The organism is Runella defluvii, assembly GCF_014195535.1.
Lineage (GTDB): Bacteria > Bacteroidota > Bacteroidia > Cytophagales > Spirosomataceae > Runella > Runella defluvii.
In genome coordinates, this window is sequence record NZ_JACIBY010000005.1 from 194,549 (window position 1) to 221,036 (window position 26,488).

The 26,488-nt window shown below is 45.3% G+C and carries 21 protein-coding genes; 4 read left to right on the top strand and 17 right to left on the bottom strand.

The window, feature by feature from the left end:
* Positions 1-120: 120 nt before the first annotated feature.
* From FHS57_RS13505 to FHS57_RS13530, 6 genes are all read right to left on the bottom strand, one after another.
* The gene (locus FHS57_RS13505) at positions 121-2,487 is read right to left on the bottom strand and encodes a hypothetical protein (RefSeq protein ID WP_183974446.1); all 2,367 of its coding nucleotides are present in this window, start codon (positions 2,485-2,487) and stop codon (positions 121-123) included.
* Between the two features lie 16 nt (positions 2,488-2,503).
* On the bottom strand, positions 2,504-3,619 hold the full coding sequence (locus FHS57_RS13510; RefSeq protein WP_221225628.1) for a DUF4249 domain-containing protein: 1,116 nt from the start codon (positions 3,617-3,619) through the stop codon (positions 2,504-2,506).
* A 24-nt stretch (positions 3,620-3,643) separates the two neighbouring features.
* Positions 3,644-6,406 carry a TonB-dependent receptor gene (locus tag FHS57_RS13515; RefSeq protein ID WP_183974447.1) on the bottom strand — a complete coding sequence of 921 codons (2,763 nt, stop codon included), beginning with the start codon at positions 6,404-6,406 and terminating at the stop codon, positions 3,644-3,646.
* On the bottom strand, positions 6,403-7,131 hold the full coding sequence (locus FHS57_RS13520; RefSeq protein ID WP_183974448.1) for a hypothetical protein: 729 nt from the start codon (positions 7,129-7,131) through the stop codon (positions 6,403-6,405). The genes FHS57_RS13515 and FHS57_RS13520 overlap by 4 nt, the downstream gene beginning before the upstream one ends.
* A gap of 137 nt (positions 7,132-7,268) precedes the next feature.
* Entirely contained in the window at positions 7,269-8,201 is a 933-nt protein-coding gene (locus FHS57_RS13525; RefSeq protein WP_183974449.1) for a DUF4249 domain-containing protein, read from the bottom strand.
* Positions 8,202-8,407: 206 nt separating this feature from the next.
* Entirely contained in the window at positions 8,408-10,849 is a 2,442-nt protein-coding gene (locus FHS57_RS13530) for a TonB-dependent receptor (RefSeq protein WP_183974450.1), read from the bottom strand.
* A gap of 74 nt (positions 10,850-10,923) precedes the next feature.
* Here FHS57_RS13530 and FHS57_RS13535 point away from each other — a divergent pair, with 74 nt between their 5' ends.
* The 3 genes from FHS57_RS13535 (at position 10,924) to FHS57_RS13545 (ending at position 13,758) form a co-directional block, all read left to right on the top strand.
* Complete coding sequence (locus tag FHS57_RS13535) at positions 10,924-12,288, top strand: dihydroorotase (RefSeq protein WP_183974451.1); 1,365 nt, start codon at positions 10,924-10,926, stop codon at positions 12,286-12,288.
* Positions 12,289-12,445: 157 nt separating this feature from the next.
* Positions 12,446-13,159 (top strand): hypothetical protein, encoded by a 714-nt coding sequence (locus tag FHS57_RS13540; RefSeq protein WP_183974452.1) that lies wholly within the window; start codon positions 12,446-12,448, stop codon positions 13,157-13,159.
* Between the two features lie 347 nt (positions 13,160-13,506).
* Positions 13,507-13,758, top strand: a complete 252-nt coding sequence (locus FHS57_RS13545; RefSeq protein ID WP_183974453.1) for a hypothetical protein — start codon at positions 13,507-13,509, stop codon at positions 13,756-13,758.
* A 73-nt stretch (positions 13,759-13,831) separates the two neighbouring features.
* Here FHS57_RS13545 and FHS57_RS13550 read toward each other — a convergent pair whose 3' ends face one another.
* The 5 genes from FHS57_RS13550 to ribH all read right to left on the bottom strand — a co-directional run bounded on the left by FHS57_RS13550 (position 13,832) and on the right by ribH (position 16,912).
* A complete protein-coding gene (locus tag FHS57_RS13550; RefSeq protein ID WP_183974454.1) occupies positions 13,832-14,410 on the bottom strand; it encodes a methyltransferase domain-containing protein in 579 nt (192 codons plus the stop codon).
* Between the two features lie 67 nt (positions 14,411-14,477).
* A complete protein-coding gene (locus tag FHS57_RS13555; RefSeq protein WP_183974456.1) occupies positions 14,478-14,975 on the bottom strand; it encodes a rhodanese-like domain-containing protein in 498 nt (165 codons plus the stop codon).
* Positions 14,975-15,712: a DUF2490 domain-containing protein gene (locus tag FHS57_RS13560; protein WP_183974458.1), complete on the bottom strand. Its 738-nt coding sequence runs from the start codon at positions 15,710-15,712 to the stop codon at positions 14,975-14,977. The genes FHS57_RS13555 and FHS57_RS13560 overlap by 1 nt, the downstream gene beginning before the upstream one ends.
* A gap of 70 nt (positions 15,713-15,782) precedes the next feature.
* On the bottom strand, positions 15,783-16,370 hold the full coding sequence (gene hisH / locus FHS57_RS13565) for an imidazole glycerol phosphate synthase subunit HisH (RefSeq protein ID WP_183974460.1): 588 nt from the start codon (positions 16,368-16,370) through the stop codon (positions 15,783-15,785).
* Positions 16,371-16,432: 62 nt separating this feature from the next.
* Positions 16,433-16,912 carry a 6,7-dimethyl-8-ribityllumazine synthase gene (gene ribH / locus FHS57_RS13570; protein WP_183974462.1) on the bottom strand — a complete coding sequence of 160 codons (480 nt, stop codon included), beginning with the start codon at positions 16,910-16,912 and terminating at the stop codon, positions 16,433-16,435.
* A gap of 163 nt (positions 16,913-17,075) precedes the next feature.
* Here ribH and FHS57_RS13575 point away from each other — a divergent pair, with 163 nt between their 5' ends.
* On the top strand, positions 17,076-18,494 hold the full coding sequence (locus FHS57_RS13575; RefSeq protein ID WP_183974464.1) for a S8 family peptidase: 1,419 nt from the start codon (positions 17,076-17,078) through the stop codon (positions 18,492-18,494).
* Here the strand turns inward: FHS57_RS13575 and FHS57_RS13580 are convergent.
* From FHS57_RS13580 to FHS57_RS13605, 6 genes are all read right to left on the bottom strand, one after another.
* Positions 18,487-19,422, bottom strand: a complete 936-nt coding sequence (locus FHS57_RS13580) for a nucleotidyl transferase AbiEii/AbiGii toxin family protein (protein ID WP_183974466.1) — start codon at positions 19,420-19,422, stop codon at positions 18,487-18,489. The two genes, FHS57_RS13575 and FHS57_RS13580, sit on opposite strands and share 8 nt — an antisense overlap.
* A complete protein-coding gene (locus tag FHS57_RS13585; RefSeq protein WP_183974468.1) occupies positions 19,406-19,819 on the bottom strand; it encodes a DUF6088 family protein in 414 nt (137 codons plus the stop codon). The genes FHS57_RS13580 and FHS57_RS13585 overlap by 17 nt, the downstream gene beginning before the upstream one ends.
* A 91-nt stretch (positions 19,820-19,910) precedes the next feature.
* Complete coding sequence (locus tag FHS57_RS13590) at positions 19,911-20,951, bottom strand: DUF3500 domain-containing protein (protein WP_183974470.1); 1,041 nt, start codon at positions 20,949-20,951, stop codon at positions 19,911-19,913.
* A gap of 141 nt (positions 20,952-21,092) precedes the next feature.
* On the bottom strand, positions 21,093-21,674 hold the full coding sequence (locus tag FHS57_RS13595; RefSeq protein WP_183974472.1) for a hypothetical protein: 582 nt from the start codon (positions 21,672-21,674) through the stop codon (positions 21,093-21,095).
* A 51-nt stretch (positions 21,675-21,725) separates the two neighbouring features.
* Positions 21,726-23,483 carry a beta-helix domain-containing protein gene (locus FHS57_RS13600; RefSeq protein ID WP_183974474.1) on the bottom strand — a complete coding sequence of 586 codons (1,758 nt, stop codon included), beginning with the start codon at positions 23,481-23,483 and terminating at the stop codon, positions 21,726-21,728.
* Positions 23,484-23,524: 41 nt separating this feature from the next.
* Positions 23,525-26,323, bottom strand: coding sequence for a TonB-dependent receptor (locus tag FHS57_RS13605; RefSeq protein ID WP_229601341.1), 2,799 nt, complete (start codon positions 26,321-26,323; stop codon positions 23,525-23,527).
* Positions 26,324-26,488: the final 165 nt, after the last annotated feature.

A 26,488-nucleotide genomic window follows, 5' to 3' on the forward strand; every position in this document is an offset into this window, starting at 1 on the left:
TATCGACGATTTTAGCACACTGATGACACAGATTGAACTGATTCACACGGATAAAAAATCTTCGGGTTCAATAAAATTGGTCTTACATGTATAAAATAAGGTAGGATAATGCAACATATTTTACAAAGACGATTTTTTGACCTCAAACGTAAATGTTTTGCTACCTGCAACGCCTTTGTCGGTCAGGCCCTGTACCACAACTCGGTACGTACCTACTTGGTCTGAGGTATAAAAATTGAGGGTTTGTTTGTTGCTTGTCGTCATTACCTGCGGATTCCAGTACAGGTGGTTACGAAAATCGGGAACACGACTTTTAAGCTGCTCGGCCGCATCGTAACGCGGTGCATAAAACTCCCGCTTTCCCTGCACACCTTCGTACGAAAGCACCAACGCGCGTGGATCAATAGGGAAACCCGCCAAATCACCTTTGTAAGTAGAATAACTCACAATGCCAGGAAACGAAACCGGGCCAAGGTAATAAAGGCCGTCAATCACCTGTAACGTTTTGATTTTGAGCGGATCAAACGTCAGCACTTTGTCGGTATCAAACATCGGAACGCCGTCCACCATCACAAGCGGCTCTTCCTCAAATGGGACATTTGATTGCAGTTTGTCATACACTCGATAAATAAACTTCCCTTGTCGGCGGCGAACAGCCACCCCTGGCACGTATTCCCGCATAACCTCTTCCAGCGTAGGAAAGCGCGTGTAGGCATCCAATTGGTATCTTTCATCAGGTTTTCCAAAAAAGGCCAACGTATCAGCCTCGGTAGTCATCATTTGTTGGGCCGATTTGGGCAAAAACGAATTACGGGTTTGCATGTTGATACTGCGGGTTAGCAAATCGTTTTTCCACGAAGCATCAAAATGGAATTTAGGCAACACATACGAAGATGTTTTGTCGGAGTACGGGCTATTGATTTCGATGCGATAGGTGCTGTCTTTGCGGGTATTGGTCTGAACAATGACCTCTTTTGCCCCCAAAAAGTGTTTTAATTCAAACAAAATACGCCCCAAAGAATCGCTCGTCGAAACAAACAATTGAGGACGTTTGCTTGGAGCGGCCAAATACGTATCAATGTCGGGAACAGCCGCGCCCGTTTTGGCATCCACCACTTTTCCCGTAATAAAATGCCCCGTCATTTCGGGAGGAAAGGCAAATTTTGGTTTGGTCTGCCTAACGTCATCCCAAGTAAAACGTCGCCAACCGTGGGTCAGCATCAGGTTATCCAACGCCACCTCATCATCGTTTTGAAAATAATAATGGGGCGATTCAACATTCCCTTTGAGGTCGGAGCTTAACCCTAAATAACTGTCGATAAACACAGGCGAAGGTGCGGGCAGCGAATCCACCAAAAATACCGATACCGACAAATCGGCGGCGGTCGCGGCAGCGCCTATCTGCGTTCCAAGGTCTAGTTCTACTTTTTCGCGAACGTTGTACTGGCTTTTGCTCGCTTGGGCCGCAACCGTCAACGACTCTTTTGGACGCTTAAAGTACAAGCGTTCAGCAACTGGCGTTTGATTATTATCAAAAATTGTCAAAGTCGAAGTGCCATCACCAAGCACGTTTTTATTGAGGCTAAAACGCGCCTGACCGTTCTGGAAAGTAGCCTGAGCGGCATGTTTAGCGATTCCTTTGGTATGTGCCAGCAAAGATACCGCACCTTCTTTCCCTTGGGCTCGAACAATGACATCAAGCGTATTGGCCGTTGACTCGCTCACTTGCATGGCATAGCCTTGTGCCAACACATCAGGAAATTTATAAACGAACCATTGTTTTTGAGCATCTTGCAACAAAACACGGTACGACTGCCCTGTTTGGGGAGCAAATCCAAAAGTGCCCATGCCAAATTTATGCGGCTCAAAACGAGCGACGGTATCGTTTTGTTGATTGACAACCCGTCCCCGAAATGCGATTCCTTTTCCATCTTCGCCCACAGCCCTAAACGCCACTTTGCTTTCGAGTCCTTGCACCAAATGACCACCTTCGGGAAACAACTGCAAATCGTAAGACGTTGTTGTTTTTGCTGTGGTGGCGGCGGCTGGTTTGCTAAACGGATTTGCGATGGTGATGGGGCTTTGGAAATAAAATTCCGAGCTAAAATTTTTCATCCATTGCGTATAGCCACGCACTAGGTAGTTGCCGCTGGCCAAAAACGGCGGAATAAACACCGAACCCACGCCTTTGCCACCGTCGAGGGTGATTTTGGTTTGTAACACAGGATTTTGGTCTTTGTCCAACACCTCCAAATAAGCCACTTTGCTCATGTCCAATGGTGTATGCAAGGCCGCATCGACACAATGCGCCTTAAACCAAATCATTTCACCCACCAAATACAACGGTCGGTCGAGGTGAATGAAGAGTTTTTCTTGCGGTACTTGCTGACGGTAATTGGTCAGTTGCTGCGTCGGGTTTTGGGCCACTCCTGCGGCTACCCCAAGCAAAAAAGTAGAATATAGCGTTAGTAGAAAACGGGATTTCATAGCATAAGGAGGGTTATTACCAAAAACTAGGACGAACGAGCGTACCACCTTGGGTTCGACAATCGGCACATTCGGAAGTACCAACAATATAATCAGGAAAGCGGGCACCTTCGGGGTAGTATTGACTCACAATAATATCTGTCCATTTGAGGGCATCAGCAGCGCTCAGGGTATCCGACGGTGGACAGAAAACGGGGAAGCCGAGCGTCACAGGGACAAAGAAGCGTTTTTCTTGGGGCGAAACGGCACTAAAATGCCCAAATACCAATTCCTGAGGATTGCTCGTATTTTTGATATTTCCTGTCACTTGCGACGGCTGTGGGTCAAAAAGGCTTCCTGTTTTTTCGGTCGTCTTTGAAAGTGAATTCCAGTACGCAAACCCGTCTTCTGTCAACCCGATTTGTTTTACCAAAATGCTATACCTCACTCGGAGTTTGTTGGAAGCAGCCGTGATGGTTGTTACAGGAAAATCACTGATAACGTCCTGCGATAGTTTGGCGGTTGATGCCAACAAAATCGTCGAAGGACGAGCCGTTTGCCAACAAACATTGATCAGCGAAGTACGATCTACAATGGCTTTATTCTTGATTTCATAGACCGATATCAAAGGAGCGTGATACTCCCAAGTTTCTTCAAAACGCCAACGGTAATAGCGGGTTTTATTGAGGGGGTCGTGGGTATTGACCAACACCTGAACTGAGCTCCTATCAGAAGCAACTTTATAGGTTATGCTATCAATCGGGGGCGTTTGTTTCACCTCTACATACTCCGATAGGTACTCTTTGTTGGCAGTGGTTTTGATACGAATCCGAAACTGCTCTGAAGGATTAACTTTTTGGGCTGGAAGCCGATACAACCCCTTCCCGATTTCGGTAAAAGTATAAGTAGTTCCTTTATTCCCCTCCACAGTCACCCGTGCTCTTAGCTCCGTTCCAAAAGTATTTTTATTAGAAACTACTTGGGTATAAGTTAACATAATGCTACTGCTGTCGATTCCGTTGGTGTTTAGAAAACCATCTATAACCAAAAAGCGGCCAGGCGTTGAGACCTCAGGAGGTGAGAAAGGCACCACGCACCCCTCAAGCGCCCAAAGTCCCGCCATTATAACGATAAACAAAAGTATTTTTTTCATGTAATTAGTGTGAAAATGAAGAGGTTAGAACCTAAAGTTGTACGTAACGGTAGGAATAGGTCGCCCAAAAATCGACAGCATATAACCCTGAATGATGCCATTTTGCGAACGGAAATACACCGACGAAGGATTCTTCCGACCAAGCAAGTTGTACACCGCAAATGTCCACGAACTATGCGCTAACTTTTTGACTTTGTGGTTCCCTTCTACGTTCATCGAAAAATCCACCCGATAATAATCAGGGATTCGGTATTGGTTTCGTTCGGCATAATAAATACGCTGCACTCCTTCCAATATGTATTTTCCAATAGGCGGCGTGTAAGGTCGTCCGCTGCTGTAGGTAAAATTGAACGACAAACTAAAACGGTGCGAAAACTTGTAGTTGCTGACAAGCGTAAAATCGTGGGGCTTATCGTAGTTACTTGGATAATAATCTCCGTTGTTAGGTGCTTCTGGCGACGTACGGTCGTCGGCCCGCAGTAGAGTACGGGCGTAGGTGTAGCTCACCCAGCCGTTCAGTTTTCCCGTCAATTTTTTGGCCATCAACTCCACTCCATACGCTTTCCCCGTTGTCGAAATGACCGCCGCTTCGATGTGGTGGTTCATAATTAACGAGTCTCCGCCTTTGTAATCCAAGAAATGTTGGATGGTTTTGTAGTATGCTTCAACCGACAACTCTAGCTTATTGCCACGAAGATTTCGATAAACCCCTACCGCCCACTGACTGCCCAACTGCGGCTTAATGTAGGGATCGCTGAGTTTCCAAATATCGGTTGGTGACATGACCATTGTATTGCTCAACAAGTGAATATACTGGCGAGTCGTGTTATAACTTGCTTTAACCGACGTATTATCTGTTAGCCGATAGCGACCCGAAATGCGGTATTCGGGTCCTTGATAGCTACGAATATTTTTGCCTTTTCCGTATTCGGTAGTGCCATCTAGGTAGATTTTTTCAATGGGAAACCCTGCCGTATAATTATTGATTGTCTTAGGGCCCAAAAACGAATAGGTAGAAAAACGCAGACCCGCACTCAACGAAAGTCGCGAGTTAACGTCATAACGATCTTCAATGTAAATGGCACTTTCTACCCCTTGTTCTTGTTCTAAAACATCAGGAAGAATGAGTGATTTTTCTCCCGCAGGCGTGATAGTCCCAGGCGAAAGTTTGTACAAAATGCTACTTACCCCAAAATCAAGCGTGTGTTTTGGGTGGAGAAAATACGTAAAGTCAAGCTTGGCATTGCTTTGCTGAATGTCGAAGGTAAGGTCAAACGCATTGATAGGAACGCGCGAGGTGCCCACCGAATAATTATACTTGCTCAATGCACCCGTAAAAGTGCCGTACAGCTTGGAGTTGAAGGTATGTTTCCATTTAAACGACCCGACTTGATTTCGGTAAGCGTAGGCGGTATCACCAAAGAGTTTAAATTTATCATTGCTAAAATAGCCCGAAAGCGTCAAGCTGTTTTTCTGGTTGACTTCGTGGCTCAATTGGAGGTTTACGTCATAAAAATTGGCGGTACTTTTGTTGAAAGCATTGTTATCCAAACGTCTAAAAAGCCAATTAGAATAAGTCGAACGACCACCCACCAAAAACGACGTTTTGTCTTTGATAATAGGCCCTTCGACGGACAAGCGCCCCGTCAAAAGCCCAATTCCACCCGAACCAACAAACTTTTTCTTGTTGCCATCTCGGCCATTGATTTCGAGTACCGACGACAAACGCCCGCCATATCGTGCAGGAATCGTGCTTTTGTAAAGCTCAATTTCTTTGATGGCATCGGGGTTAAAAGCGGAGAAAAATCCAAATAAGTGCGACGGGTTATAAATCACTGCATCGTTGAGCAAAATCAAGTTTTGGTCGGTAGAACCTCCCCGTACGTTGAGCCCAACGCTACTTTCACTGGCCGACTTCACCCCTGGAAGCGTCAATACAGCCCGAAGCAAATCCGTTTCGCCAAACGCCGTAGGGACTTGTTTCATCGTTTTGATGCTCAGTTTCATTTGCCCCATTTGTGTCCCTGCAATGTTGACATCTTTTCCTGCTACGACCGATACTTCCTTCAAAGCTGTTACGCTCTCTTGGGTTTGAATGTCCAGTTTTCCATCTCCATAAAGTACAATACGGCGGTAGGTGTCACGCATCCCAACGCTCTTGATTTTGAGGGTATGTTTGCCATTCGGAATCTTGAGCGCAAAGAAGCCAAGGGCATCGGTCGTAACTCCAATCGACGGCGACTCAATATAGACGGCTGCACCGATGACGGGCTCTCCCGTGACTGCATTTCGCACATACCCCGAAATAGCCGACTTGCCTTCCATAATACGCTGACGTTGAGGACCAATGTTATACGTCTTACTTTCCGCAGTCGATAGCAGTTTGTCCGACTCGTCGGTGGTAGGAGCCACGTATTGATTCTGATCAGCAGGAGTGTCGTCACCTTCAAAGAGGTTGGAAGGAAGCGCCGTGATGATGGCCTGATCGGAGGTAACAAAAACACGTTGCTGCTCGTCAATAGAAAACTTAAAATCGGTGCCATTGAACACCTGCAACAACGCACTCGTCAGCGACTGATTTTGAGCTTTAATGGTAATTTTTAGGCTATCAATTAGCCCTTTTTCGTAGTAAAAAAAGCAGCCTGTTTGGCTTTCCGCCTCTTTCACAAACTGCTCAAAAGTACCTTCGGTGAGCGTAATACTGATTCGTTTTTCGGTTTTGTTTTGCGCCCATGTCACACTACTAAAGACACTGAGCAAGAAGAAAATAAGTAGCTGTTTTTTCATGGGTGGACAAGTTGGTCATAGTGTTTAGCAATTGTAATGAGGGCTTCTTCGCGGTTTTTGCGGAACTTAATACGCTTGTCGCGGAGGTGTTTTTTAAGTTCTTTTTTATGTTCTCCAAACAAGGCCAATGCCGATTTTTTTGACGTAACAAGATGAAATTCCCCTTCTTTTTGAATGTAAAAAAAGGTTTTTGGCAAAAAATAGACATTCACTCTGTTGCTCTCAATTTGCTCTTGCCGTTGCTTAGTCCAGCGGGCTACTACCTTGGTTTTGCCATCGTACAGAAAGTCATAAAAACCCGTTGGTACGGTCGTCCCAAGCGCTTTATTCTGCTCGATTCGCACAAAGTGGTGATCAATATATGAAAACCGACTGACCCGTTCGCTCTGTAGCTGAATCAAGCCTGAGCGCCCTTGGTAATAAATAACCACCAAATCTTTGACGATGTCATACATGATTGGGATATTTTCAAAATGCTGCCCATCGTAGTCAAAGCTTCCTGGCCGCCAATCTTCTACCTGAAAAAACTGGTGATCTTTTGAACGACTATCGTAAATATGGTACCGCTGACCATTGTAGAGGTGCTGCGAAAGCTCCGTTGCATTTTGATAAAGAGTCTCTGTAATAGGCTTTTGCGGAGAAGTATCGGCGACTTTGGCAGTTTGCCCCAGTACTGTAAGCGCTAATTGAGAAACCAAGAAAAACGAAAGGAAAAGTTTGCTCATGTAGTGTGAATAAAAGAAGTGCAAAATAATACCGAACTTAAAAGACGATTTTATGGGATAATTACTGTAAAGCAAACACCCACAATATCAGCTACTTTTACGCAGCCGCTTGTGTGGGTGTTGCAACTTCTCAATACTTATTTCTTTATGACAACGGAACTACGATTATACGCCGCAAAACACCCCAAACCATTTTTGATGTTGGAAGGAATCAGCGACGGCTCGGCAAAAGGGTTGTCACGGTCAAAATTCTGAATGGCTTGGTGGTAATCGTAGTACGTTTTTTCGCAATGAATGAGCGATACTTCCACAAAATGAAGGGTAAAAGGCGAATTAGTGTTTATCGAAGAATAATAATTAAAAAACCGACCCGAACCAGAGGTAATCTGTGCACCATCTGCGTCTTGGTCGTCGAGAAACTCACGGGAACGATTATTGTCTCGAAAACTTAGGTTGCTAAAATTGGGATTGTCGATAAACTTACCTTGACTTGTTTGGGTGCGCTGGGTTAGATAGACATAGCCCGCTACGCGATAGTAGTTTTTTTGTCCTACAAGGTCTTTCCAAACCAACGTATATAAGTAATCTTTTGGAGGAGTAATAGCAGGGTTGGAAGTGCTACGCTCTACCGAATCTTGCAGTACTTGCTGAATAGCCACCGCCCGAGGGACGGTACACGAAGACTCCGCCACTTGGTCGTCTCGTTCCACCTTCAGCGTGTAGGTTTGCCCTTCTAAAATTGGAAATTCGCTGGGTTTAATGGTATAGGCATTTAATTCGCTGTTAAACGAAAGTTTGGCACTCTTTCCTTGGGTCGAAAGGGTGACACTGGCATTGGCCAAAGGAATCGGAAGCCCGTTACCAGTAAGGTAAGGGTCGTTTCCGACGACTTGGGTACTGTAATAAACTTTTATGGCAATGAGTGTATCTTGAGGTGACAAGTACCCGTGTACCACCAATTTTCTGTCAGTACGCGGCAAACGGTCGGGGTCCACGTCATTCACAAGGGTTTCGCACGAATAGAAACCAAGCGCAAAAAGGATGAGTCCGAAAATATGTATATGTTTCATGTTTTTTGTTGTTACGAGGTCAGACGATAGTCAGACCTCAAATGATATACAACCTGATTTTTGTCGTCTCGAATTTTTACGGTCTGACTGTCGTCTGACCTGAGTTTAGTTATTACGAGGTCAGACGATAGTCAGACCTCAAATGATATACAACCTGATTTTTGTCGTCTGGAATTTTTACGGTCTGACTGTCGTCTGACCTAGGTTTAAAATTTAAAGTTATAACTCAACGTCGGCACAATCGGGAAAATCGAAATGCGTTGGAGGGCGGTTTGGGTACCTACAGGACGCCCGTTGGCATCAAAGACAGGCCGCGACGTGAGGTTGTAAAAAAACGGATTTCGTCGATTATACAGGTTATATATGCTCAACTCCCAAGTACGTTCGTGGTATTTTTTCTTCTTATGAAACTGCAAACTCAAATCAAAACGATGGTAAGGCTCAGCTCGGAAACTATTCTTAGGACCATAGTCATTGACGGTGCGCCCGTAGCTAAAAGGCGGATTGGAGATAACGGGAGCGAAGGTACCACTACCCGTTTGTGTGTATTGAACTTGAGGGGTGGTGTTATGGTGGTAGGCCGTATAATTGCTCTGCGGCAACGTAAGGGCATTGCCTGTACCATAGACCCACGTTCCTGAAAGCGTAATGCGAGGACTGATTTCGTAAATCCCTACCACTGATAAATCGTGGCGGCGGTCGTAACGTGGGAAGAATTTTTGTCCAAAATTAAGTTCTGCAAATTGCCATTGGGTCCACGACAAAGTATAGCCAATCCAGCCCGAAAACTTTCCTGTTTTTTTCTGTAACAACACTTCAGCTCCGTACGACCAGCCGCGTCCGCTGGTAATGTTTTCGTCCCAGCGCACTTTGTCAGCACTCGAGGGGTCGTCAATCAGCAAAAAGCTAGAGCCTTCCTTGTAATTGACAATGTTGTTCATGTTTTTGTAGTACCCTTCTATGGTCAGCGCGAGCCCTTGCTTTTCAAAATCTTTGGCAAAACCTGCGGCAACTTGGCTCGACTGCTGCGGGGCAATTTTATCCGTCGAAGGCACCCACAAATCAGTAGGAAGGCCGATGCCTGTGTTTGACAATAAATGGATATATTGATTCATGCGCGCATACGATGCCTTAAACGATAGATCGGGACGCAGCATAAAAGCCGTTGAAATGCGTGGTTCAGGGCGGAGGTAGTGCTGGTTTTCGGCCTTAAAATAACTCAACCGCAAGCCCGCATTCATCTTGAACCACGGGGTAGGTTTCCAGGTATCTTCGACATACACGCCCGATTCTACGTTGTCGATGGCCTCTATTTCTTTTGAAAAACGGTCGATGTCTGAATCTTTTACCACCACCGCACTAGGAGTAAAACGGTGCAAGGTGGTCGAGGCTCCAAATCGAAGGGCATGTTGCGGATTTGGGAAATAATCAACGTCGTATTTTAACCCCCAATCTCTTACCCCCGACGTATAACGAAGTTCGTACTGGTTGGTCGTAGTAGCGTTGGTTTGGCTGTCTTTGGCATAAATTTGAAACTGATAATTACTAAAAATCAACGAGGCGTTGGAGAATAGTTTTTCGTTGAAAAGGTGATTCCAACGCAACGTTCCCGTGGCATTTCCCCAGTTGAGCCCACCTTCGCTGGTCGAAGAAGTACCTTTATCGCGGAAGAAAAAACGATCCTTCCCAAAATACCCGCTGGCGTAGAGTTTATTCTTTTGTCCAAAATCATAATTCAACTTGGCATTGAGGTCATAGAAATAATAACCTCCTGTGCTAGTGCCATTGCTTTGAGCAGCAATGAGCGGTCGGGCTAATAAATCAAGGTAGGTGCGCCGTCCAGAGATTAAAAAAGAAGATTTGGCAGGGCTTGATTTTCGAAACTTGAGTGGCCCTTCGAGCGTCAAACGGCTAGCAATCAGACCTCCTCCTCCTTCGCCGTGGAGTTTTTCTTTGTTCCCCTCTTTCATGTTCAGTTCCAATACCGACGAAAGTCGTCCGCCAAAACGGGCAGGAAATCCGCCTTTGGTCAGTTCGACACTTTTGAGGGCATCGCCGTTAAAGACCGAAAAGAACCCAAATAAGTGGCTGACGTTGTAAACGGGCGCGTCGTCCAGAATAATCAAGTTTTGGTCAGGCCCACCGCCGCGCACGTAAATGCCCGTTTGTCCCTCCGACCCTTTTTGAACCCCTGGCATCAGTTGAATAACCCGCAACACGTCTTTTTCGCCCAGAAAAGCAGGGATTTTTTTGATTTGCTGGACAGGAATGTCGATACGGCTCATTTGGGGTGTTTGGCTTACTTTGTCTGCTTCGCGTTTGCCCGAAACCACCACTTCGTTGAGCTGCCTTCCAAGGGCTTCGAGCGAAATGTTGAGTTCAAGGTTTTTTTGCAGCTTAACAGTACGGATTTCGGTGCCGTAGCCCACAAATGAAAATGCCAAAGTAACAGAATCGGCTGCGGGTAGCGTAAGCGAGTAGAAACCGTAGGTGTTGGAGGTCGTTCCTGTGATCGTTCCAGGCAGATAGACATTAACGCCGATGAGTTGTTCTTGACTGCCACTTTCGCGGACGTAGCCGCTGATGGTGTAACGTTGTTGCGCATACGTAGATAGAGAGAGCAGGCAAGCCCATAAAAATAAACGCATAAGGTGATGGCTGTTTAGTGAATGAGTGCTAAGTTTGACTTCAATTTATTTAACGAGCTTTTTTGTTATATAGTATGACTACTCTTCTAATTACCAATGCACGTCTCGTCAACGAGGGTAAAATCACCACACAAGATGTCTTTATCAAAGACGGTTTTATCGAACAAATCGGGGCAAATCTGAGCCATTTGTCTGCCTCGCAACTGATTGATGCCCAAGGAAAGTACTTGCTTCCAGGGGTTATCGACGACCAAGTGCATTTCAGAGAGCCTGGCCTTACGCACAAGGCATCGATTTATACCGAGGCCAAAGCAGCGGTAGCAGGCGGAACAACTTCTTTTATGGAAATGCCTAACACCGTTCCTAATGCACTGACACAAGGGCTGTTAGAAGACAAATACCAAATTGCGTCAAACACGTCGTTGGCCAACTATTCGTTTTTTATGGGGGCTTCCAACGACAACTACGACGAAGTAATGAAGACCATTTGTCCCGATGTGTGTGGGATAAAAATTTTCATGGGCTCCTCCACGGGCAACATGCTCGTAGATGCGCCCGAAGTACTCGAAAAGCTATTTGCCAATGCCCCTTGCTTGATTGCGACCCACTGCGAAGATGAGCCTACGGTAAAACAACGCACGGCGATGTTTAGAGAACAGTACGGCAACGACGTTCCGTACGACATTCACGCACTGGTACGCAACGAAGAAGCCTGCTACAAATCATCGTCGATGGCGGTAGAATTGGCCAAAAAACACGGAACGCGCCTCCATATACTTCACATTTCGACGGGCGACGAAACGATCTTGTTTGAGGTAGGTGCCTATGGTGACTCGACCGTGGCGATGTCCGAAAAACGCAAAAAACGGATTACGTCGGAGGCCTGTGTGCACCATCTTTGGTTCGACTCGGAGGATTACCGCCGTTTGGGAACGCAGATAAAATGTAACCCCGCGATTAAGGCAGCGCATCACAAAGCTCAGATTTTACAAGCAGTCCTCGACAACCGCATCGACGTCATCGCCACTGACCATGCACCGCACACCTGGGACGAAAAATCGAAAGGCTACTGGGAGGCACCGTCGGGCTTGCCGTTGGTACAACATTCGCTCAACATGATGTTGGAGTTTGTCCAGCAGGGTAAAATTTCAATCGAGCGCGTAGTTGAGAAAATGAGCCATGCCGTAGCCGACGTGTTTGCCATAGACCGCCGTGGGTACATCCGCGAAGGGTATTGGGCCGATTTGGTGTTGGTGGACTTGAACGACACGACGACAGTTTCTAAAGAAAATATTCTTTTCAAGTGCGGTTGGTCGCCTTTGGAAGGGACAACGCTTCACTCCCGCGTAACGCACACACTCGTATCGGGGCATTTGGTGTATGCCAATGGCGTTTTTGACGAATCAGCAAAGGGAAAGCGCTTGCGGTTTGAGCGGTAGTTTTTTGCAACTACATCAAACATATTGCAACCATATAAGACATATAAGGGCATATAAGTTGACCGTTTTAAACCATCTTATAATCTCTTATATGACTTATCTGGTTTTTATAATTATAGTACGCTACTGATTATTCAGCAGTTATCAACCTCCCACAATGCGATTATTCCATTTCATTCTTGGCTATTTCTCGTTGTTTACCTCTGCCTACGCCCAACAGAATCTAGTAGGCTTATATGAAGGTACATTCATGGAACAGCCATGTGTGTTGTCACTCAACGTTTTTAAGGAGAAAGTCACAGGTACGTTTTACACCAGTTATTACAGCAATCATGGTTTAGAGGGGACGTTAATAAACGGGGAGTTAAAAGCACGTTTACACCATAAAACGCTAGGCACCTCCCCTCTGACAGGAACACTGAAGAGCGATAAATTGGACGCAACTATCGTTTTTTTAAACAACACACCCCCTTTTCAAGAAACAACTGTCTCGCTCAGGTTAGAACGTAAAAACAACGATACTACCTTCCATTTAGAGGCGTATTTTGAAAAACCCAAACTAGATACCGATTTGGTGGGAACATGGAAGGTTATCTCTGAAACTGATTATAAAAATGAACTGCCGCGTAGCCACACTAAAAAACACTTCTTTAAAGAGGGAGAGATGCGAATAGAAGGTATGAATCTAGGTTCAGAAAAGGATTCTTTTCCCCTCGAACTTAGGTGGTACATCGTAAATGAGTGTCTCTATTCTGCCATTTTTATATCGGGAGCATTTGTCCTTGAATCAAAAGAAGGACGTTACAACATCAACAACGATATATTGACGGTGCTGGGGGAAAGAAAAACCATGTACCTAAGAGAACCCTAATCTATTCGCCTCAACAATTCCCTTTTTCGTTTCACCCAGCATTTTACCCGATTCATCGGGCAGAAGAGCCAGTTTGTCAATTTTTTTTGGTGTGATGCAACCTTTCGTACCACCTTTGCATCATATAATCGACGCCGCTAAGGGCAACGGTTATTGGATGAAAGGAATTATTTCAGTACAAGAAAAATGACTTGCCATTCGTCCTTAAAATTTGCCGCTTAACACGAATCAAACAAAAAACAAGGTACTTTGTATTGCATAATACCAGACAAAACATATATCTTTGTTTCAACATTCAGCCAGAAGACAAATCAACCATTAAAATCACCATCAAAACTCATACAGTCATGAAAGCCATTACCTTCGCCGCCGTTCTGTGTTTGTTAAGTTCTTCAGCCTTTTCAATTGGCCGCCCACACAATGTTTTTGCTACCCGCAAAGCCATGCAAGAGGCAAGTCAAGTAAAGAAGGACGTGGTACCACAGCGTTCGCTTTTGAAAGAAGTGACGCAGCAAGCGCAGAACGGTGCCGAAGGCACTCGTCAAGCAGTTTCGACGGTTACTAAAATCGTTCGTTTCTTAACGACTCTTGCCGATTAATCATTTGTATCCAATTTTTTAATGTAGTTAGGGTTTAGGATAGCGGATAGACGCTGCTCTTTGTGGGTGGCGTCTATCTTTTTGCTATAAAAAACACTTCACTTCCTGCCCGCGGTGGAATAGAAGCAGGAGCCAAATCGAAGGTAACCTTAAAACCAGCCTTATCGAAAAGGGCTTGATACTCTGCCACATTTCCGCCAAAAGGTGGCCCGCCTTCAAAGGCGCGGTTGAACAAAAGTCCCGCAAGTAGTCCATCTTCCGACAACAATTCCATCATTTTTTGGACATACTTACTTCGCAATGAAGGAGAAATGGCGCAGAAAAAGGTTTGCTCCACAATGAGGTCATACACACCCGAATGTTCAAAAAAATCGGCACAAACGACTTGTAGCCCTTTTTTCTGGTAGTCATCTACCAAACGTTGGCATACCACTTCCGAAATATCCACCACCGTTACATTGTCAAATCCTTGTTCGAGCAAGTACGCTGCCTCGTAGCTATTTCCACCCCCAGGAATAAGAATACGGAGGTGTTTGTCGGTAAGAGTATCAAAAAACTGTTTCAAAGGTGGCGACACGTAGCCAATGTCCCAGCCCGTTTGGTGCTGCAAATAGCGTTCGTCCCAGTAGTTTTTGTCCAAAAAATCGCCCATCGTATTTTCAATCGGTCTTATATCTCATAACTCATCTCTTATAACTAATGTCTCATCGTTCTAAAACTCACTCATACACCTTCTCTCCTTTGTTGAGCCAAATTCCCCACGTCCGAGAATAGGCATGTACTTTTTGGGTAGGTTTTCCTTGGTTATCCACGACGGTATTGCCCTGGTTTACCCACTCAAAAATGCTCCCGTACAAGTTACGAACGTTCTGAAAACCTGCGGCTTTGAGTTTTTCGCCTACCCGCTCACTACGAACACCCACCGTACAATAGACCACAATCGGCGTATTTTTCGGCAAATCAGCCACGGATTTTGAGTTAAATTCATCGTAGCCCACCCAACGCGCTTCAGGAAGGTGGCTTACGTCGTATTCGTTTTTGGCGCGGGTATCAAGCAACACAACGTTTTTGAGTTCCTTTTTTAAATCGGTACAACTCACCGTAGGCACCGTATGTTTATACATGCCTTCGAGCATTACTTTATAGGCACGGCTATTGGTTTGGGCGTTGGGTTTCAACCACGAAAACATGAGCAAAAAGAAGGCAAAAGCACGCATCAAATATCAACGGCTAAGTGAAGATTCAGAATATTTTGTTCGTCAAACTCAATGATGGTAGCCCGACGAGCATGAATGAAGGTATAACCTGTTTCGAGGCTAACTCGTTCGCTCAAGCTCCACAAAAAGCTTCCTCCCAACCAAAACTGATGAAAACGTAAAGGTTTCTGATTGGGAAGCAATGGCGGGTCGTGGAAAAGAATTTCAGTGACGCCATTCAGGCTCACAAAAGGGGTCAGTTCGTACCGAGCAGTGGCGCGGGCTCGTACCCTGCCTACTGGGCGGTAGTCGTTGGCTTTAAAAAAGCGGATTTCCTGCATGAATCGCTCCCTGAACGTAAACTTAGAGCCCTCTTTTTCTTGGTTAAATTCAATTCCACCAGCATACCTAATTTCTTGCCCAGCAGGTGCATTGAAGTCTTCGGTTTTGCCCAACAATTGATTGGTTTTCATGTAACTGATTTGGGCAAGGTGTATCCAGAAGGTATTAGGCGTATTGCGGTACGTGACCAGTGCTTGTCCGCCCACCATGAGCGGGTTCGCGAGCGGATTATGAGGACTAACGGAGTAATTGTTTTGTCGCCGCCAAAGCAACGTCCCCGAGAATTTCCAGTTGGGACTAGGTTCTTTGGCTAACTGAATCCGCGACCACAGGGTAAAGTGCGGGTAATGAGCCTCTTGCGAAAGCCCATCGAGAGAGAGGCTAATGCCAACTAAAAGCAGTAGAAAAGAGCGCAAGGAAATAAAAGTGAGTTTGAGTCGTAGGGAAATGTGTCGCTCTGATAAGCAACAAGCGACACATCTCTAATTATAATTTCAGGAAATTTTCAAAAATCCGTTGCCCTACATTTCCGCTGATTTCGGAGTGAAACTGAGCGGCGAAGAAATTGTCTTTTTGCAACATGGCCGAATACTCCAAAATGTAATTGGTTTTGGCGGCCGTTTGGTCACAAAGCGGGGCATAGTACCCGTGGTTGTAATACACGTAGTCGTGTTCGTTGAGTCCTGCACAAAGTGGGTTATTCAACTCATAAATATCGTTCCAGCCCGTTTGGGGCACTTTAAAACCCGATACGCGCGGAAAACGCAGCACGTCCACGTCAAAAATCCCCATGCAAGTGGTGTCGTTTTCTTCCGAATAGCGACACATGAGTTGCATCCCCACGCAAGTACCCAAAACGGGTTGGCGCAGGGTCGGGATGAGCTGATCGAGTTGGTGTTCTCTCAAATAGGCCATGGCCGTACTGGCTTCACCTACACCTGGAAAAATCACTTTATCAGCCGCCAAAATGGTTTCGGGGTCGTCGGTCCACTCGTAAGCGGCCCCGATGCGGTCGAGGGCATACATCACCGACTGCACATTGCCCGCGTTATATTTGATAATGACAGTTTTCATGGTTAACCTCACCCCTAGCCCCTGGGAGTTAGAGGGCTTACTTTATGCGTATAACTTTTTATTTATTGTAAACTCAGCATTTTGATGGCTGTAATGGCTGCTTCGTCGCCTTTGTTGCCGTGGATACCTCCCGCGCGGTCGAGGGCTTGCTGGAGGGTATTGGGTGTAAGGACGCCAAAAATAACGGGCTTGTTGTACTTCAAGGCCACATCGGTGAGGCCATGCGCTACAGCGTGGTTGATGTAGTCGTTGTGCTTGGTTTCTCCCTGAATCACGCAGCCAATGGCAATCACGGCGTCCACGTCGGCTTTTTGGGCATATACTTGTGAGCCAAAACTAAGCTCAAAACTTCCTGGAACGTTGGCACGAAGGATATTTTGCGTTTGCGCTCCGTGGTCAACAAGCGTTTTGTAGGCTCCTTGAAACAAAGCTTCGGTTACGTCCGAATTCCACTCGGCTACTACAATCACAAATTTTTTGTGGGTGATGTCAGGCAGACCGTCGGTGGTAAAAACGCTCAGATTTTTATCAGCAGATGACATGGGTGAGTTGGTCGTTTACGATGTTTGGGGGAAAGAAAAACCGATCCCTCCGCAAAATTAGGGTATTAGCGTCAACATTCCATTTTTTATCAGGCCCGCCTCCAAGATTTGTATAGTTTAGCATCATCTTTGCTCAGAGCTAAAAGGTGAATAACGATAAACGATGAGCAACCTTTTCAGCAAAGTTTTATTAGTAGTCGGTGTATGGATGATGGCATTGGAAATAGGCCAAAGCCAAAATCGTTACTTGGTTTATTTCAAAGACAAAGCAGGAACGTCGTATTCCACGGCCAATCCACAGCACTACTTATCGGCGCGGGCCATTGCTCGCCGTCAGCGGCAACACATTGCCGTTTCCGAACGCGATTTTCCTCCAAATGCTTCGTACATTCAATCCATCAAAAATTTAGGAGCAACAGTATTGTACAAAACGCGTTGGCTCAATGGGGTACTTGTTGAAACCAACAGCACCACACTTTCGCAAATTTTGGCATTGCCTTTTGTCAAAGGCATAGAAGGCAACGGCGACATTCGCAACGCGCGGGTATCAGCCGAAAATCGTTCTAACAATAAAACGGACAAATGGGGGACGACCACGACCGAAGGATACGGTTTTTCGGAAAATCAAGTAAAAATGCTGTGTGCCGATAGTATGCACTCGGCGGGGTATCGGGGCGAAGGAATGCTCATTGGCGTGCTCGATGGTGGGTTTCAGAATGCCAACCTACACCCAAGTTTGCAACCGTTGTTTAACGAAAATCGGGTGCTTTCGACTTTTGATTTTGTGGATAACGAAACCGATGTCTATGACGACCACAGCCACGGCACCAACGTGCTTTCGTGCATGGCAAGCTACATGCCCGATACGCTCATTGGAACGGCCTACAAAGCATCGTACGTACTTCTCCGCACCGAAGACGATGCCACCGAAACTAAGATAGAAGAAGCCTATTGGGTGTTTGGCGCAGAGTATGCCGACAGCCTTGGGGTGGACGTCATCAATTCTTCGTTGGGCTACAGTGAGTTTGACAACCCTGCCCAAAATTACACCTATTCCCAAATGAACGGCGACGTGGCGCTCTCTACCCGTGGTGCTGATTTGGCCGCGCAAGCGGGCATTTTGGTGGTTGTTTCGGCAGGAAACTCGGGCAATTCGCCTTGGCAATACATCACTGCTCCCGCCGACGGTGATTCAGTGCTGGCAGTAGGCGCGGTCAATCCTGCGGGGATTCGGACGAGTTTTAGCTCCATTGGGCCCTCCGCCGATGGGCGAGTCAAGCCCGATGTAGCCGCACAGGGGAGTTTTGTGGTCGTGGCTACGCCTAGCGGTAGTTATGCGTACAGTCAAGGCACATCGTTTGCGGCACCTTTATTGGCAGGGATGGCCGCGGGTTTTTGGCAAGCGCATCCCAACCTGACCAACGTTCAGGTAATGAACTACCTCAAACAATCGGGTACGCAAGCCCAGTCACCCGACTATTTGTTGGGATATGGTATTCCTAATTTCAAAAAAGCCGACGCGCTTGCGAGCGAATGCACTACTCAAAAATGTGTGCCTGTTACGGCTAGGATTGTTAAATAGGTGAAAAGCCAACAATTTTGCTTAAAATTGCTTTTAAACTAGCTACGGCTTCCGTAAATGTCGGGACTGTAACACTATCACCGTAAACCATTGCCTTAACGTAAGTCTCGTATTCTCGAAAGTACTGTGCATCTGTTTCTATGATTCGTATCATTAAGTATAACTTTTCCGACATCGTCAACCCTTGTATTTCTGCTGCGCGATTGGTGTCACGCTCTATGGTTATTTTGGCTAATTCTGAAAATTGATTGTGAGCTAAAATAGGCTTTTTTAGCTTGGCTAAGTCATGCAAATGCCTCACAATTTCAGGCTGTTTATCGTTTTCTCCTCTAACTCTTGACGATACGCGCCAAACAAGTGCACTTAATTTGTCTGCCGCATTTTCTACGGGGTTGATACAAGCAATTTTGCTAACTTCTGGAGGTCTTCCAGCTACTTCATGAATAATCGAGGAAACGGGTAAATTTACGGATGGAAGTAGAAGCTCAGAAAGGACAAATTCAAGTTTGATATGAGGTCGCAGTGCAGCAGAAGGCTGACAGACCGTCGGGTAAGCTAGGTGGATTTTTATATACCTATTGTTATCTCGCGCATTTATTTGTAAAACTTCAAATTCTTGTTGAAGTAATTCGGCTAGGTAGTGTTTAAATCCTGACAATGATTTTCTAATTACAGAAACGCCCTGGTTAACCATGTCAGGAGCAATGACTCTAAAGTCAATGTCTTCCGAAAAACGTTCAATTAATTTATGGGCTTTGGAGAGAGCCGTTCCTCCTGTAAAAACAATCAAAAAATCGAAATAGGGGTTTTCTGCAATGGTTTTGATGACTTTAGTTACAAACCAGTCTTTTTCAATAAAAGCCTCGTCGATACCTGACTTTAAAAGGGCAACTTCCTCAAGTAAAAACTTATCAAGTGGTGCGTTCATAGGCTATATAGGCTCCTTTATAGCCTATTTTACGGCTAACTCTTCCTTTCACTCCTATCATCCTTCCTGTAGGCACTTGAGTTGAGCGTCCTTCCTGATAGGCAATTTCAGCTTTGGTAGGCGTTGTTTGAACATTTAATCGGCTCAGTGCTTCTTTTCCCAATTTAGACAAAGGAGCGGTAGGAACGGTTTCACCGTTAAGAGCGGAAATTTTTGCTTTGGCATATAATCCATACCCAAGCCTAATGAGTTTTCCTTTCGTAACTAGATGCTTTAACACTCGTCCTATTTGGTCATATCCACCCAAATCCAAAAAATCGTCACGCAAGAAAACATTCAACTTCTTTCGTGCAATTCTTTTAGAGATTTTAGATTCTAGTGAATCTCGCTTATTCATTTGAATACTAGTGCTTTATATAAACAAAAATACGACACTTTTTTGATACAAAAATACGACATTTTTTGTTCCTTCCAATTCACACTCCTCCTCACTTCCGATGGCCTGCTTCGTAGTGGGCTTTGAGGAGGTCTTCGCCCCAGTCGTTGGTTAAATCGCGAACCACAGTATGAACGTGGTTGGCGTTGTTTTGGGTGTTGTCGTATTCTATCAAAAACGTAGGCCCGTGAATGCGGTAATAATGCCCTCGCCCTGTCCCTCTGACGGGCTCTTGGTCGCCCATCCAACAAAAGGAAATGGACGTTAAATCAGCTTGGTTGAGTTTCTTGAGGGCTTGGTTTTTGAGCGTGACGTGGTAACGTTGAAAATATACTTGAAGTAACTTCTTAAAAAGGTCCTGCTGGGCGGCGGTCATGTCACCCCAAACTAACCCTTCGCGTTTTTCGAGCATGACTCGCCTTGTGTTGGTCGAGACAATATCGCTCGGTGCTTTGTCGGACAACACCACTTTGGCAAGTTGTGCGGGGGTCAACGAATGTAAAAGGGCAAACGCAGCGTCGGCTTCTTCTTTCAGTACTTGTTTTCCTTCTTGGATAAAACCAGGCAATACAAGAGCAGGGTTGCTCCCAAAAAAGCTGGGTAAAAACTCAATGGCCTCCCCCACGAGGGTAACATGCAGCGAGATATGGTGTCCTTCTACACTCCATCCCCAAGGCTGTTTGGTTGAGGGCGTACCAAATACCAAAAAGGCGTAATTTTCAGGATCGCGGTAGGTGTCGTTTTCGGGGCGTTTTTCTACTTGACGCAGTACGTATTCCAATGCGATGATGTCGTTTACTTTTGCTTTTCCCACGTCGCTCAAAGCCACTTCCAGCAATTGCATGGCGGCTTTTCGCTGAACTTCGTTCATCTTTTTGAGGGGAAGCCCCTTACGCGAGCGCGGGGTATAGTTCCAGTCATAACGCCAGTCCGAATCAAACGCCAGATTCGCTTCGTTCTTCTGCTCGTCCGACAAACTGTTAAGAAACGCCTCAGCGGAGGTACGCATCTGCTGGCCAAGCGACGGCTGACCGAAAACATAGGAATGAATCCCGCCAACGAGTAAAAAGAGAAAAACAAAAACAGATTTCATAGTTTTTTTTAGACTGAAAATCAATTTGTTAAAATTTTCTACTCTATTCATGAATATCATTGACTCTGCAAAGAGCGACCACATAAAAAAACCAGAAGCATTTGCCTCTGGCTTTTCTTATAATCTGACACCAATATGAATTTATTTCAACGGAATGGCTAGACTGTTTCTAGGTACCCATTCGTGACTATCTTTATCGTACTTGAGGGTGGAGTCGGGCCACTCAACGTACATTTTCATGGTCAAGTATTTGTCGATATTTCCTTCTTTTGTCATTGCTTTGAACAAAAATCCGCCTCGTTCAAGTACCACTTTTTCCTCCTTAAAATGAGGTGTACACCAAAGCTCTTCGTACTCGGTAGGCATCAACTTTGCCCCTAATTTAAACTTCCCTCCTATGCCTCGCCGAAACATCCCACTGCCTACGGGGCGAGTGATAAAGAAATAGTGCGTGGAGTCGGGCGCAACGAAATAATTGACCAGCTTATACTGCGGCAACCGACCGACATACTCCTTACGAAACTTGGCATCGAAGCGGGTGGCATTGGTCGCTCCACGGGCGTACTGACTCGTGTAAGTAATGATATTGGCCAATAAAGTATCTTGTTCGGCCTGCGAAAAGTACGTTTTGGCTTGGTACGGGTCTTTTTTACAACCCCCAAAAAACGGGGCGCTTAAAGCAACAAAAAAGAGAAAGAACGCGGTTGAAAAATGTGTTTTCATAGTTTCGGAGAGTCTGCTTTTAAAGACTCCCCGAAAGATAATCAGCAATTATTACTGTTTAGAATAGTCAGTTGTGTTTGGGCTAAAATTTGACCACTTCGCAGTCCAATCTTCTGAGCCAAATGCCCCAATGAAGCTAGCTGCCGTAAAGAATGAACCTGATGGCACAGTACCACCCGTAGCAAGTGTACCACCGTTGCTCAAAGTAAACGTTGGCGTTACGGCTTGGAATACTGATTGGCTAAGACCAAGACCTGCGTAAGTAGCAAGAATTTTGTTACCAGACTGAGCAGCAAACCACTCAGATGGTTTTGACGAACCAATGGTAATAGCTGCCACAGGAGATGCTGTGTTTACATCACGTACTGCAAAACCGTTTGGAGCTACTGTTGTTCCTTCTCCGAAACCACCTGTTCCCCAACCTGCAACACCTGCTACAATGACGCGGTTAAGTATTAACTCGCCTGCATTCGCATTAGCTTGCGTGTTTGTTCCATCAATATAAATACCGTTAGGATAACCTGTCACAACCGTGTTGTATATTTTAAGCTTGTTGTTACGACGCAAGTGCATACCATTTTGGAACTGAGGACTGATAGACGTCGCATTGGTTTCTTTTGGCCCAATCAATGATGCGTTTGAGATAGTCGCAGAAGTAAACGGAGTGGCAGCAGTTCCTTGACCGTCGTTGTCAACTTCAAAACCATTTGAACCAGATTGGTCAGCCAAAGTTGCACCACGCATACCAATGATAAACTGAAGGTTACCACGGTATCCGAAGTCCATATCGAAATCATCATCAAGACCACGGTAAGCGACCAAATATTTTCCGTTTACAGTTCCACCAAACCACTCAAATGAATCGTCCAAACCGTAAGAAGCCTGTAAATACTCCATAGTAGTTCCGTTACCTACCGAACCAAAAGTGAAAGAGTTTACTTCTTGGTTAGGGTTGATAGGTACCCCAGCGTATTCTACACGAACGTACTTCAAAGAACCTGAATTATCAGCGTCGTTTGAACCACCATGCCAGCCTTTGTAGCTACCTTCCAATTGAATACCTTTATCGCCCGTTGATTGGTTGTTTACGGCTCTTCCGCAAATTACCAAACCACCCCAGTCACCCGACTCGCGCTGACCTGCGGCACGCTCAGAGGTGAAAACGATTGGAGCATCAGCAGTACCATTAGCAATAATTTTGCTTCCGCGTTGGATAATCAACGTTGCTTTTGAAGCACGGTCGCCAATGATGGTTGTTCCCGCCTCAATCGTCAATGTACCAGTGGCAGCTGTTGAAGAGAATGTTTCTGTTGTATCAGCACCTACCCGTACAAAACCGATAAGTTTATAAACCTTATCTTTTGTCCAAGATACATTACCCGTAAGTACTCCTCTTACTTCTACTACTGTTTTGGCAGGCACCGCCGAAACAGTTACTACCTGAGTGGCTACTGTAGAAGTTTGGTTTTTAGTATCTGTCGCTTGGAATGTAAATACAACACTTGCGCCTACTGGCAAATTTTCTATTGTATAATCTTTGGTATAGCTCTCAGCTGTTTGTCCTGCTGTATATACCTTACTATCAAATGCTTGACCGTTTTTCAACACTGTTAGGGTCTGAAGACCTTCAGGGGCGTTGATGGTAGCAGTGATTTTGGCAACCGAACCTGCTACTCCAGTGAGAACGCTACCAGGAGTAATTACTGGTGCTGGGCCGATCTCTTCTTCTTTTTTACAAGCATTGAAAATCAATGCCATTGACAGCACTCCAAGTGTGAGGACTGTGTGAGCTAGACGACGAAAGTTCATCGGTTTGTTTGTTTTGTGTTACTAACTAATTGATTTATGAATTACAAAAGGCGGTATGAAAAGCCGAGGCTTACCAACTGGCCGGTGCGGTATTTTTGAACGAAGAAGTCTTTGCTAGACTCAAATTTGTTGTCTTTGTTAGAGTCTTGCATGATGCGCCAAGGCTGATTCAACAAATCTTGCACGCCTCCTTTGAGTGTCCAACGCTGACCAAGTCCTTTTGAGAAAGTGAGGTCAACAATGTTACGAGGCATCTCGTACAAGTCTGGATACGCTTCAAAACCAACCGCTATGATACGACGGCCAATCACGTTGTAGAGCAAGTTGATTTGGAGGTCTTTCTTGGTATCGTTGTAGTTGATACCAACGTTGATGATATAAGGCGATTGTCCTTGAAGCGGGCGGTTGTCCGATTGCCCGATACCACGATCGCCAAGGCTAACACGGCTGTGAATCAAGGCAGTATTAAACAATAGGCTTGTTTTTTCAAAAATACGTGAGCCTGGAAGAACATTTCCTAACCCCTTTTTGATTTCGATTTCAATACCCGTGCTGTAGGCACTTGCGGCATTGTTGGTGATAAAAGTTTTTGAACCTAATCCTGTTGAACCCAAATCAACTGTTGATTCAATAGGCGTGTCAAAATACTTGTAGAAGGCCGCCACACTCACTAATTCAGAAGGCGTAGGATAATGTTCCCAGCGCAAATCCATGTTTTGAATAGTCGCGATTTTAAGGTTTGGATTTCCTTCATATACCACGTTGAAATCAAAATCAAAGAACGAGAATGGCGCCAATTCGCGGAACTCAGGACGGTTTACGGTTACCCCGTATGCCGCTCTTAAAAGGGTCTTTTCTGTGAAGTTGTACGTAAGGTTTGCAGAAGGCAATACGCTCGTGATTTTGTTATCCACCTTTGCCGCTGCTCCTCCCAAATACGCACTGTTCATTTGCTGGCGGTTATTTTCGATTCGGACTCCTACGATGGCATTGAATTTTTTCGTAAATGGAATGTTGACCAAGCCATATCCTGCAATAAGTGTATTGTTAGACGTGTAGGAGTCGTTGGGGTTGGTTTGTTCGTCGATGCGAATACCGCCGTCGTTACGAACATTTTGGAACAAGGTGTTGATATCACTACTTGCTAAAGCAGGATTGAAGTTTCCACCACGTACATAGCCAAGGTTACGGGCTTTGAAAGTACGGTCTTTAATTTCGTAAAATCCACCAAATTTAAGTTCGATTTCTTTTTCACCAGCACTTACCTTTTGGGTAAGGTTGGCAGCGCCTGTGATTCCGCTCTCGTTCATTTTAGAACTAAAACGTCCCAAAAAATAAGCCTGTGCTTGTCCGATTGGAATGTAGATTTCGGTCTTGTTGGTCGCAGCATCCACTACGTCCGAACGATAGCGCTTATAGTCGGGCTGGTCGCGGTAGGAATTGTTGTAACCTGCCACCCAATCAATGACTGTTTTGTCGTTGTTAAATTTGTGCTTACCTGTCAACTGACCTGAGTAAATACCACGATATACTTGGTCAAACGAATGGTTGTTAGGGCGATAGTTTTGTGCAATATCTTGTCCAGAACGAAACACATAACGGCCGTTGCTGATTTGGTTGAACAAGTTCTTAAACTCAATACTGTGGTTGTTGTTGAAACGAAACGCCCAGTTGTGTAATACGCCCACGCGGTTGTTACGAGCGTAAGCTTTATCGTTATACTCAAACAATGTTTCAGTCACATCGTTGGCGCCGATGTTATAATCATTACGTTGGTTGGTCGTCAAAAGGCGCGTTTCGCTGTAATTAACAGTCGTAATGTTGCCAATTTGAACCTTGCCAAGTTTCATTTTGAAGTTTCCAGTGAGAGAAACACGTTGGTCAGGAGTCGCGGTAGAAGCAACAGGAACCCACTCATTGCGCAACGAGCGACCCGCTAACTCAACAAGTGCAGGGTTGTTGCTCACGGCACGAATGTCTTTCGGGAAGTTGCTGGGGAGATCTAAATACCCATTGTTAAAGCTTGTCCAGTAATTAGCCCCTTGCTTCGATTCTTTAAAATCTCCAAAAGTTGTTCCTTGACGAATACCTAAGCTGTAATCAAGGGTAACGCTATTTTGATCAGGAATGCTTTTGGTATAAATTTTAACAATTCCACCCGCAAATTCGCCAGGAAGATCCGCCGAAGGTGTCTTATAAATAAGCAGGCGGTCGATTTGACCACTAGGAATAACGTCAAAAGAGAATGCTTTCACGTCGGTTTCCATGGAAGGCGTGAAGGCATTGTGCAGCATCACGTTGTTATAACGAGAGTTAAGACCACGAATGGTGATGAAACGATCACCTACAATCGTAATCCCTGGCACGCGTTTTACTACTTGCGCAGCGTCGCGGTCGAGGGAGCGGGTGATTTGCTGTGAAGAAATCCCGCTAACGATGTTTTGAGAAGCTTTAATTTCGCTAATGACCGACACTTCGGTGTTGGTTTGGCGGGTCGCTACTACTTTTACTTCGGCAAGGGTAGCAGCTGCTTCCAAAAGCGCCGTGTTGATTTCAGTGATTTTTTCGGCTTCTACTTTTACGTTTGGAATATTTTCGGTGCGGTATGAAACATACGTAACTTCTACCGTGTAAGCGCCTACAGGAACTTTGGCCATTGAGAAAAACCCATTAACGTCGGTAGTTGACCCTAGTTGGGTACCTACGATTCTGACGGTTGCACCAATAAGCGTTTCTTTTGTTTTGGCATCGGTGATTGTTCCGCGAAGTGTTCCTGTTTGGGCAAAAGTGGCAAAACTCAGCAGAAGCATCGCCAATAAGGCAGTAAATTGTCGTAACATTTTTTGAATGGTCAACATTTGGGAGTTGTAATATTTGATTCAATTTGGTGTCATAAATCCTTTATCAGGATTGCGCTGCAAAGGTAGAAGTGCAATATTAAGTCAATGTTAACCCAGTATTACGGCTAGGTTATATTTGAAAAATAAACGGATAAGTACCTATAA